The following is an 11,131-nucleotide window of genomic DNA, read 5'->3' on the forward strand; positions in this document are numbered from 1 at the left end:
TGGGGCCAGAACCCGGCCACCGCCCACCTGTCCATCTCCGTGAACGTCAGCGCCCGCCAGTTCCGCCAGCCCGGCTTCGTCGCCCAAGTGCTGGGCACCTTGAAGGACTGCCAGGCAAAGCCCCAGCTCCTGAAGCTGGACCTCACCGAAAGCCTGCTCCTGGGCGACATCGAAGACACCATCGTGCGCATGGAGCAACTCAAGGCCGAAGGCGTGGGCTTTGCGCTGGACGACTTCGGCACCGGCTACTCCTCCCTGTCCTACCTCAAGCGGCTGCCGCTGGACCAGATCAAGATCGACCAGAGCTTCGTGCGCGACGTGCTGAGCGACCCCAACGACGCGGCCATTGTGCGCACCATCCTGGCGCTGGCCAAGAGCCTGGACCTGCAGGTGGTGGCCGAGGGGGTGGAGACGACGGGGCAACTGGGCTTCCTGCGCTTGCATGGCTGCGAGGGCTTCCAGGGCTATCTGTTTGGCAGGCCTGTGCCGGTGGAGGAAATCGATGCAATGCTGGACCCGACGCGTTGATGGCGATGCATGGGCGGGCGCCGCGTCCACCGGAGGCTGCGCATGGCGCGGGTGACCCGGAGCGATGGTGGCGGGCGTTTCCTGGATCGCGTGCTCGAACGCGATCCGGCCTGGACGCGGGGCCTGCTGCTGGTGGTGGCGCTGTCGCTGCTCGGGGCCTGGCTGGTGGTGCAGGGCGTGGTCTACTGGCGCGGCCAGGAGCGGGCGCTGGAGCGCACGCGCATCGTGCAGCAGGCGGCCGATGCGCTGATCACGCAAACCACGGGCGGCGGCCTGATCGGGGCCGTCTCGCTCATGGGCCTGAGCGAGCCACAGCTCAAGGACATGGCGCGCGGCTACACGCCGCCCGATGACCCGGGCTCGCTGGCGCGGCTGGCGGTGGCGCGCGGGCGCTTTCTGATCAGCGGCGTGTACGTGATGTCGGCGGACGGAACCGTGGTCGCCCACGAGACCGCGGGCGAGAAGGCAACAGGGTCGAACCTCGCATTCCGCCCCTATTTCCAGCAGGCCATGAAGGGCGCCATCAGCGTCTATGCGGCCATTGGCGTCAATAGCCAGGAGCGTGGCCTGTACTACGCCGCGCCCCTCTACGAGACGGACTCCCCCAACAGCACCATCATCGGCGTGGTGATGTTCAAGGTGGGCTTCGAGGTGGTCGATGCGCTGGTGGCAAGCACCGGCATCCCGGCCCTTCTGATGTCCCCCCAGGGGGTGGCCTTCTCGTCGACCCGCCCCGAGTGGCAGTTTGCCGTGGCGCCGCCGCTCACCCAGGCGCGCATCGATGCCATCCGCGCTTCGCGCCAGTTCGGGCGCCACTTCGAGAACGGCGTGGCCTCGGCGCTGCCGTTTGCGCCCGATGCCGGTGAGGTGCTGCTCAATGGCGTGACCTACGCGGTGGCGAGCCGCGGCATCGAATGGAACGACCCCGGGGGCCAGTGGCAGCTGGTGGTGCTCGACGACGTGAGCGCGCTGGTGCCGCCCCTGCTGCGCTGGCAGGTGGGTGGTGCTGCCTTCGTGCTGCTGGCCTTGCTCGGCCTGCTGCTGCTGGACCTGCTGCGCAGCCGCACGCGCATGGCGGCTGCGCTGGAGCGCTTTCGGGTGCTGGGCGCAGCGCTGGAGAGCAGCCCCGTGGCCGTGGTCATCACTGACGGCGAAGGCCGCATCGACTGGGTGAACCCGCAGTACGAGCGCAACACCGGCTACGCGCTGGACGAGGTGCGTGGCAAGAAGCCGTCCATCGTCTCCACCGACCAGACGCCGCCGCAGACCTACAAGGACATGTGGGCCACCCTGCTGTCGGGCCGCTCCTGGCGCGGCAGCTTCGTGAACCGGCGCCGCGACGCCAGCATCTACCACGACGAGGCCACGCTGTCGCCGGTGTTCGACGAGCGGGGCAAGCGCATCGCCATCGTCGGGCTGCACGAGGATGTCTCGGAGCGCATGCGCGCGCAGACCGAGCTGGAGCGGCGCGAGCGCCTGCTCAACGAGCTGCTGGAGCAGCAGACCGCCATCTTCGACAATGCGCCGCCCATTTTGCTGGTCTGCGAAGGGAAGTTCCGCCAGTTCAACCCCGCCTTCGTGGAGCTCATGCGCGGCACCGCGGCGCAATTGCTGGGCGGCGATGTGGCCACCCTGTTCGGGGAGCAGGGCGACTACGACCAGTTCAATGCGCTCATCGCACCGCGGCTCGCCTCGGGCCAGGCGCTGCGCGAGCGCGCCACGCTGCGCCGCCTCGATGGCAGCAGCTTTGAGGCCCGGCTGGCCGGGCGCCGCATCAACATGGAGGGCCACCGCTCGGCCTCCATCTGGGTCATCGAGGACGTGACCGAGGCGCGCCGCGGCGAGATCGCCATCCAGCAGGCCAACGAACGCCTGGAGATCGCGCAGGAAGCCGGCAAGGTGGGCGTGTTCGACATCGACCTGGTGGCCGACACCGTGGTCTGGTCGGCCAAGCTCGTGTCCATGCTCGGCCTGCCCGCGGGCACGCAGCCCACGGGCGTCGACTTCTGGCTCGATCGCCTGCACCCCGGCGACCGCGAGGAAGCCAGGGCGCATTTCAACGCCAGCCTGGCGGGCACCGATACCGGTCTGCGCAACTCCTGGCGCATCGTGCGCCCGGACGGCGAGGTGCGCTGGTTCCTGATGGCGGCGCGCATCCTGCGCGACGAGGCTGGCCGGGCGGTGCGCGTGGTCGGAGTGAGCGTGGACATCCAGGACCAGAAGCAGCTCGAAGAGCAGGTGGAGGAGCAACTGGACTTCCAGCAGGCGCTGATCGACGCCATTCCCGTGCCCCTGTTCTACAAGGATGCGGACGGGCGCTACATCGGCTTCAACCGCGCCTACGAGCAGGCCTTCGGGGTGCGCCGCGACGATTTGGTGGGCAAGACGGTGCTGGACCTCGAATTCCTTCCGCCCGAGCAGCGCATGCGCTTCCAGGGCGACAACCTGCAGGCCATGAACGGCCTGCATTCGGTGCACAAGGAGGTGGACCTGCCCTATGCCGACGGGGTGGTGCACCACACCCTGTTCTGGCTGCATGCCTTTGCGCGCGCCGATGGCTCGCCCGGGGGCTCCATCGGCACCTTCGTGGACATCACCGACCGCCGGCGCGCAGAGGAAGACCTGCGCCGCGCCAAGGAACTGGCCGAGGAGTCGACCGCGCTCAAGTCCAACTTCCTGGCCAACATGAGCCACGAGATCCGCACGCCGATGAATGCCATCATCGGCATGTCGCACCTGGCGCTCAAGTCCGGGCTGAACACGCGCCAGCACGACTACGTGAGCAAGATCCAGCAGGCCGGCCAGCACCTGCTGGGCGTGATCAACGACATCCTCGATTTCTCCAAGATCGAGGCCGGCAAGCTCACGGTGGAAAAACAGCCCTTCGTGCTTGACCGCATGCTCGAGAGCGTGACCGACGTGGTGGGCTACAAGGCCGGCGCCAAGGGGCTGGAGCTGGTCTGCGACGTGGCTGCCAACGTGCCGCCCAACCTCGTGGGCGATTCGCTGCGCCTGGGCCAGATCCTGATCAACTTTGCCAACAACGCGATCAAGTTCACCGACCAGGGGGAGATCAGCATCGCCGTGCGCCTGCTCGAAGAGAGCGAAAAGCGGGTGAGCCTGCGCTTCGAGGTGCGCGACACGGGCATCGGCCTTACGGGCGAGCAGATGGGGCGCCTGTTTGCCAGCTTCCAGCAGGCCGACACCTCGACCACGCGCCGCTATGGCGGCACCGGCCTGGGGCTGGCCATCTGCAAGAGCCTGGCCGAGCTGATGGGGGGCGAGGTCGGGGTGACGAGCGAGTTCGGCAAGGGCTCGACCTTCTGGGTCAGCCTGCCGCTGGAGCGTGGCGCCCCGGCCCGGGTGCTGCTGCCGCCGCCGGACCTGGTGGGCCGCCGGGTGTTGGTGGTCGACGACAACCACACTGCGGCCACCGTGCTGTCTGACATGCTGCAGGCCATGGGCTTCGAGGTGGAGCAGGCCTACTCCGGCCTGCAGGCGCTGGAGATCCTGCGCGCGTCCATGGCGCAGGACCGCTATTTCGGCCTGCTGCTGCTCGACTGGCACATGCCGGGCATGGACGGGGTGGAACTGGCGGGCCACATCCGCGGCCTGGGCATGCCCCAGGTGCCGCAGATGCTCATGGTCACGGCCTACGGGCGCGAGGACGTGATGCGCGCCGCGCGCGCGCAGGGCATCGAGACGGTGCTGATCAAGCCCGTGAATGCCTCGCTGCTGCTCGAGACGCTGATGCAGCCCCTGGAGCACGCGCTGCCTGCGCTGCAGCGCCAGTACGTGCCGCCGCCTGCGGCCGACGAGCTGCCAGCGTCCATCCGCGGCGCGCGGGTGCTGCTGGTGGAGGACAACGAACTCAACCAGATGGTGGCCGTGGAGCTGCTGCGCGATGCGGGCTTCGACGTGGACGTGGCCGGCAACGGGCAGGAAGCCATCCGCCGGCTGCAGGACGACAGCTACGATCTTTTGCTGATGGACATGCAGATGCCGGTGATGGACGGCGAGACCGCCACGCGGCACCTGCGCGCCGATCCGCGCTTTGCGCGCCTGCCCATCGTCGCCATGACGGCCAATGCCATGGACGCCGACCGCCAGCGCTGCTTCGATGCCGGCATGAACGACCATGTGGCCAAGCCCATCGACCCGGCCGCGCTGTGGGCGGCGCTGGCGCGCTGGATACAGCCGCGCCCCGGATTGGGCGTGCCCCAGGACTCGGCCCCGCAGCCCCCGGGCAACGGAGCTGCCGTGCCGCCCAGACCGCCCTGGCCGATGGCCTGGCCCCTGGTGGCCGGGCTCGATACGGTGCTTGGCCTGCAACGCGCCCTGGGCAAGCCTGCCCTCTACGCAGAGATGCTGGGCCGGTTCGCGCAGGGGCAGGCCACGGTGGTGCGCGAGATGCGGGCGGCCCTCGATGCCGGGGAGGTGGGACTGGCCGAACGGCTGGCGCACACGCTGCGCTCGGTGGCGGCCAACATCGGTGCCTTGCAAGTGGCAGACCGTGCCTACCAGCTCGAAGACCTGTTGCGCAGGGGCCCGCCGGCGCAGGAGGCCACGGCCCCCCTGCTCGCGGCGCTGGGCGGCGTGCTCGGGCCCCTGGTCGAGGCCCTGGCCCAGTGGCACGAAACGGCCCAGGGCCCGGCCGATGCGGGCGGCGCGGGGCCGGCCCAGGCCCCTGCGGAGCTGTTGCACGGGCTGCGCACCCTGCTTTTACAGGACGACCCGGCAGCCGCCGAGTTTTTGCAACACAATGCCATGGCGCTGGAGGGATTCCTGGGCCCGGCATTCAAGGCGGTGGATGTGCACATTCGGAACTTTGATTTCGAGCAGGCGCTGGATACCATCGCCTCTGTGTTCCCCGAGCCGCCGCCTTCCCCTGATTCCGCCCTCGCCCATTGAACGGTCCCCCCTTCGCAGGAAAGCCCATGGACAACGCGCCCTTCGCCTCGCAGCAGCCGACCCTTGTGGACAAGCCGATTGCCACGGTACTGGTGGTGGACGATACGCCCGACAACCTCACGCTGATGGGCAGCCTGCTGCGCGAGCACTACCTGGTGAAGGTGGCCAACCATGGGGAGAAGGCGCTCAAGATCGCCCAGTCGGGCACACCGCCCGACCTCATCCTGCTGGACATCAAGATGCCCGAGGTCGATGGCTACGAGGTCTGCCGGCGCCTGAAGGCGCAGCCCTCCACGCGCGACATCCCGGTGATCTTCCTCACGGCCCGCTCCGACCCCGACGACGAGCGCATGGGCCTGGCCCTGGGCGCCGTGGACTACATCACCAAGCCCATCAGCCCGCCCATCCTGCTGGCGCGCGTGAACACGCACCTGGCGCTCAAGGCCACGGCCGATTTCCTGCGCGACAAGAGCGCCTACCTGGAGCGCGAGGTGGCCCTGCGCACGCTGGAGGTGCAGGCCATCCAGGATGTGACCATCATGGCCATGACCTCGCTGGCCGAAACGCGCGACAACGAGACCGGCAACCACATCCGCCGCACCCAGCTGTACGTGAAGACGCTGGCCGAGCGCCTGCGCCACCACCCGCGCTTCGAGCATGTGCTCAACGACCGCATGATCGACCTGCTCTACAAGTCGGCCCCGCTGCACGACATCGGCAAGATCGGCATCCCGGACAGCATCCTGCTCAAGCCCGGCAAGCTCACGGTGGAGGAGTTCGAGGTCATGAAGACCCACACCACACTGGGCCGCGCCGCCATTGAGGACGCTGAAAAGCGCCTGGGCATGCGCGTGGCCTTCCTGAGCGTCTCCAAGGAGATCGCCTACAGCCACCAGGAAAAATGGGACGGTTCGGGCTACCCCGAGGGCCTGGCGGGCGATGCCATTCCCGTGTCGGCCCGGCTCATGGCCGTGGCCGACGTGTACGACGCGCTGATCAGCAAGCGCGTCTACAAGCCTGCCTTCTCGCACGACCAGGCCTGCAGCACCATCGTGCGCGGCCGGGGCACGCACTTCGATCCGGACATGGTCGATGCCTTCGTGGAGATCGCCGAGGACTTCCGCGTCATCGCCCAGAAATACCCCGACCCGGCGTGAGGGCAGGGCGGCGGACAGCCGCCCTGCGGAAATCCATCAGAGCGGTGCGCTCTCGTCCTTGTCCGCGACGTCCTGCGCTGCTGCGTCGGCCTCTGGAGTCGCATCAGCGGCTTCGGAGTCCTCGGCAGCCGTTGCCTGGCGGATGTCCGCCTTGTCGCCGGCACCGGCGAACTTGCTGTACTTGCCCAGGATGGGTACCAGCTGGCCGTAGATGCGCGGGGCGCCGGCCAGGCATTCGCGCTGTTCCAGGAACTCGGCCTCGCCCGTGAAGTTGCCCACCAGGCCGCCGGCCTCGGTCACCAGCAGGGAGCCAGCGGCGATGTCCCAGATCGACAGGCCGGTCTCGAAGAAGCCTTCGGTGAAGCCGGCGGCCACATAGGCCAGGTCCAGCGCGGCGGAGCCGGGGCGGCGCAGGCCGGCGGTGCGTTGCATCACCTCGCCCATCATGAGCATGTAGGCCTTGAAGTTGTCGCCCGGGCGGAAGGGAAAGCCCGTGGAGATCAGGCTGTCCTTGAGCTGTGTGCGCTTGCTCACGCGGATGCGGCGCTCGTTCATGTACGCGCCGCGGCCCTTGGTGGCCGTGAACAGGTCGTTGCGCGAGGGGTCGTAAATAACGGCCTGCTCGATCTTGCCCTTGACCGACAGCGCGATGCTTACGCAGTACACGGGAAAGCCGTGGATGAAGTTGGTGGTGCCGTCCAGCGGATCGATGATCCAGACGAATTCCGAATCCTTGGCGCCGTACTGCGAGCCCGACTCCTCGGCCAGGATGCCGTGGCCGGGGTAGGCACCCAGCAGCGTCTCGATCACGGCCTTTTCGGCCGCGTGGTCCACCTCGGTCACAAAGTCGTTCACCTGCTTTTGCGAGATGCGCACGGCCTCCACATCGATGGCCGCGCGGTTGATGATGGCGCCGGCGGCGCGTGCGGCCTTGATGGCCACGTTGAGCATGGGGTGCAGGTTGGACGACATAAATTGTGTTTCAGGCAGCGCGCCGGCAGGGGCGCACGTGCGAAAGAGGAGCGTGGAACACCGCCAGGCGATGCGGGCGGCGACAATAGGGCGCTGATTTTACCCGCTTTGCCGCTTTTTGTCCCCAAGCAGGGGCTTGTTCGGCCCTTTTGCTGCCCATGAAGACCCGTTTTGTACTGATCAACACCAGCCACGCCGGCAATGTCGGCGCAGCCGCGCGCGCCTTGAAGACCATGGGTTTCGACGAGCTCGTGCTGGTCGCCCCGCGCTGGGCCAACGTGCTGCGGCGCGAAGAGACCATCCAGCGCGCCAGCGGCGCCCTGGATGTGCTGGACAAGGCGCGCATCGTCGCCACGCTGGACGAGGCGCTCGACGGCATGAGCCACCTGTGCGCCACGGCCATGACGCCGCGCGACTTCGGCCCGCCGACCCGCTCGCCGCGCGAGCACTTTGCGCAGCTGACCGCGCCGCGCGCGCCCGGCGCTGCCGCGGAATCGGGCGTGGCCTTCCTGTTCGGCTCCGAGCGCTTCGGCATGGCCAATGAGGACGTGTACCGCTGCCATGTGGCGCTCTCGATTCCCACCAACCCGGGTTTTGGCTCGCTCAACCTGGGCGCGGCCATCCAGGTCGTCGCCTACGACTGGCGCATGGCGCTGGGCGGTTTTGGTGCGCCGGCGCAGCCTGCCGCGCCACCGGAGCGAGAGGTGGCCGACGCCGCCCAGGTGGCTGGCATGCTCGCGCACTGGGAGCGGGCGCTGGTGGACATCGGTTTTCTCGATCCCGAGGCGCCCAAGAAGCTCATGCCGCGCCTGAACCAGCTTTTCAACCGCGCGCAACTGGGTGCCGAGGAAATCCACATCCTGCGTGGTGTCGCAAAAGCCATGATCCAGACGGCGCAGGCAAAGCGCTAGACTGCATTTCCATATTCCAAAAACAACCATGGCCATGCTTGCACGCCTGCGCTCCGATATCCAGTGCATCCTCGATCGCGACCCCGCTGCCCGCAGCACCTGGGAGGTGATCACCTGCTACCCCGGCCTGCACGCCATCTGGCTGCACCGGCCGGCGCACTGGTGCTGGGGCCACGGCTTCAAGTGGCTGGGGCGCTTCATCTCGCACATCGCGCGCTGGCTCACGGGCATCGAGATCCACCCGGGCGCCAAGATCGGCGAGCGCGTGTTCTTCGACCACGCCATGGGCGTGGTGGTCGGCGAGACCGCCGAGATCGGCGATGGCTGCACCATCTACCAGGGCGTGACCCTGGGCGGCACCTCGCTCTACAAGGGCGCCAAGCGCCATCCCACGCTGGGCAAGGACGTGGTGGTCAGCGCGGGCGCCAAGGTGCTGGGTGGCTTCGAGGTGGGCGACGGCGCCAAGATCGGCAGCAACGCCGTGGTCATCAAGCCCGTGCCTGCAGGCGCCACGGCCGTGGGCATCCCGGCGCGCATCATCCCGTCCAAGGCCGGGCAGAGCGCCGACGTGACCGAGCCACAGCAGGCGCGCAAATTCACCGCCTATGGCATCACGCAGGAGGACGACCCGCTGTCGCAGGCCATGCGCGGACTGATCGACAACGCCTCCTCGCAGGAGCACCAGATCATGCTGCTGTGGCAGGCGATCGAGAAACTCTCCACGGTGCAGTCCACCAAGGACTGCGTGCCCTGCGACGCAGCCACCACAGAGCAGTTCGAGGCGGGCAAGCTCAACGAGCTGGTGGGCAAGTAGATTCTGCCCGCCCCTGCGCCTATTTCTTGAGGAACCTGCTGTAGACGGCCCGCGTCTCGGCCTCGAAGTAGCGTCCGGCGGTTTGTTTGGACAGCTCCGAGGTCTCCTGCCAGCCAAAGAAGATGATCGCGTCGTAGCTGTCCGAGATCTGCAGCTCCGTCTGCATGTAGTCCCGAAACGCCTGCCGGTCCCAGTTCAGGTCGCGGAAGGCCTGGGCGATGTACCAGGTCTCGACCTTGGGCTGCGCGGCGCGTGCGATACCCGGCAGGGTGCGTGACCATTCGTGCAGCGCGGGAATGGTGGCCTTGTCGCCCAGCCAGTACGAGGTGGTGCCCACCCAGTCCACCTGGGCGATGGCTGCCCGGATGAAGGGCGTGATCTTGGGGTTGTTGAAGGTCGCGTGCGGGCTGAAGGAGATCCCCACCTTCGCGCTGGGCAGCTTCTGGCGCACCAGTGCGATGCCGCGCGTGAGGTCGTCGAGCTGCGCCTGGTATTCCGCAGGGTTGTCCCCCAGCAGGGCCGCGCCGAGGTACATCTCATCGATCAGGTACACGTGCACGCCGGGCACCAGCAGGTCATTGTTCTGTGCGATGTAGCTGTCCAGGCGGGCGCTGGCGTTCTCCACCAGGCGGATCTGGCCGCGCTCGCGGGTCGGGAACAGGAACAAAAAGTCCAGCAGGTTGGCCTTGCCGGCCTTCTGGATCGCACGCGAGGTTTCCAGTGCGCCGCCGTAGCCACCGTAGCCCGCATTGGTCACGAGGTCCGAGGTGGCCAACTGGTCGGGCGTGCCGAAGATCTCGCCCACCAGGCGCGGCTGCGGCGGTAGCGTGGGGCCGTCGCTGCTGCCGCCGCCACCGCCGCAGGCAGTGAGCATGGCAACCAGGGTGAGTTGAAGAACAAGCCTTTTCTTCATTCGATGGATTGGGTCGAAGTGGATGCAGCGGCCAGTCTAGAGGCTGCACGGTGCACTTGCGTGTGACCCGGCGCACCCGGGCGGGTCGAGAATTGCGTCGCTGGTTACAAAATGCAAGCATGGCGCGCGGCACCAGCCCGGCGTTCAGCGGCTGCGCACCGCGCTCTTGGGCCGAAAGGCCTTGCAGACTTCGTCGCGCGTTTCGAGGTAAGGGCCGCCGATCAGGTCGATGCAGTAGGGCACGGCGGCAAAGATGCCGGGCACGATCTGGCTGCCATCGGGGCCGCGCAGGCCCTCCAGCGTCTCGGCAATCGCCTTGGGCTGGCCGGGCAGGTTGATGACCAGGCTCTGCCCGCGCACCACCGCCACCTGGCGTGAGAGGATGGCCGTGGGCACGAACTTCAGGCTGATCTGGCGCATCTGCTCGCCAAAGCCCGGCATCTCCTTGTGCGCCACGGCCAGTGTGGCCTCGGGGGTCACGTCGCGCAGGGCCGGGCCGGTGCCGCCGGTGGTCAGCACCAGGCTGCAGCCCGCGGTGTCCACCAGCTCGATCAGCGTGGCGCTGATGCCGGCCTGCTCGTCGGGGATCAGGCGCGGCTCGAAGCCAATGGGGTTGAGCAGGGCGCGCGTGAGCCAGTCCTGCAGCGCGGGCAGGCCCTTGTCCTCGTACACGCCGCTGCTGGCGCGGTCGCTGATGGAGACGATGCCGATGCGTACGGGGTCGTACACGGCGTCCGATGCGGCGTCAGGCATCTTCGTCCTCGTCCCCGCCATGGTCGTCGTCGCCAGCGGGCGGCCCAGGTGTCCTTCCTGCCGCGCATGCCTTCTGGCAGTGCCAGACCCACGCGGTGGCGCGACATCGCATCTGCGGGCTCCAGGTGCGCGAGCACCAGCGCGGCGGCATCGGCGTAGGGGACGATCATCT

General features: G+C 68.0%; 8 protein-coding genes. 5 read left to right on the forward strand and 3 right to left on the reverse strand.

Features of this window, described 5'->3' with window-relative positions; genetic code table 11:
- The 3 genes from ACK59X_RS13900 to ACK59X_RS13910 form a co-directional block, all read left to right on the forward strand.
- The coding region (locus ACK59X_RS13900; protein ID WP_409957919.1) for an EAL domain-containing protein at positions 1–528 on the forward strand (528 nt) is incomplete at its 5' end.
- A gap of 42 nt (positions 529–570) precedes the next feature.
- Complete coding sequence (locus ACK59X_RS13905; RefSeq protein ID WP_409957921.1) at positions 571–5,439, forward strand: PAS domain S-box protein; 4,869 nt, start codon at positions 571–573, stop codon at positions 5,437–5,439.
- A 26-nt stretch (positions 5,440–5,465) separates the two neighbouring features.
- Positions 5,466–6,596, forward strand: coding sequence for a two-component system response regulator (locus ACK59X_RS13910; protein ID WP_409957923.1), 1,131 nt, complete (start codon positions 5,466–5,468; stop codon positions 6,594–6,596).
- Positions 6,597–6,632: 36 nt separating this feature from the next.
- Here ACK59X_RS13910 and ACK59X_RS13915 read toward each other — a convergent pair whose 3' ends face one another.
- Positions 6,633–7,568 carry an inositol monophosphatase family protein gene (locus ACK59X_RS13915; RefSeq protein ID WP_409957925.1) on the reverse strand — a complete coding sequence of 312 codons (936 nt, stop codon included), beginning with the start codon at positions 7,566–7,568 and terminating at the stop codon, positions 6,633–6,635.
- Between the two features lie 158 nt (positions 7,569–7,726).
- On the opposite strand from ACK59X_RS13915, the gene ACK59X_RS13920 reads away from it, so the two are divergent.
- Both ACK59X_RS13920 and cysE read left to right on the forward strand, forming a co-directional pair.
- Positions 7,727–8,479 carry an RNA methyltransferase gene (locus tag ACK59X_RS13920; RefSeq protein WP_409957927.1) on the forward strand — a complete coding sequence of 251 codons (753 nt, stop codon included), beginning with the start codon at positions 7,727–7,729 and terminating at the stop codon, positions 8,477–8,479.
- Positions 8,480–8,513: 34 nt separating this feature from the next.
- The gene (gene cysE / locus ACK59X_RS13925; RefSeq protein ID WP_409957932.1) at positions 8,514–9,293 is read left to right on the forward strand and encodes a serine O-acetyltransferase; all 780 of its coding nucleotides are present in this window, start codon (positions 8,514–8,516) and stop codon (positions 9,291–9,293) included.
- A 19-nt stretch (positions 9,294–9,312) separates the two neighbouring features.
- Here cysE and ACK59X_RS13930 read toward each other — a convergent pair whose 3' ends face one another.
- Both ACK59X_RS13930 and mog read right to left on the reverse strand, forming a co-directional pair.
- A complete protein-coding gene (locus tag ACK59X_RS13930) occupies positions 9,313–10,167 on the reverse strand; it encodes a hypothetical protein (protein WP_409957929.1) in 855 nt (284 codons plus the stop codon).
- Between the two features lie 183 nt (positions 10,168–10,350).
- Positions 10,351–10,959, reverse strand: coding sequence for a molybdopterin adenylyltransferase (gene mog / locus ACK59X_RS13935; protein WP_409957931.1), 609 nt, complete (start codon positions 10,957–10,959; stop codon positions 10,351–10,353).
- Positions 10,960–11,131 lie beyond the last annotated feature (172 nt).

This window comes from Acidovorax sp., from assembly GCF_046339755.1.
Classification (GTDB): domain Bacteria; phylum Pseudomonadota; class Gammaproteobacteria; order Burkholderiales; family Burkholderiaceae_C; genus Acidovorax.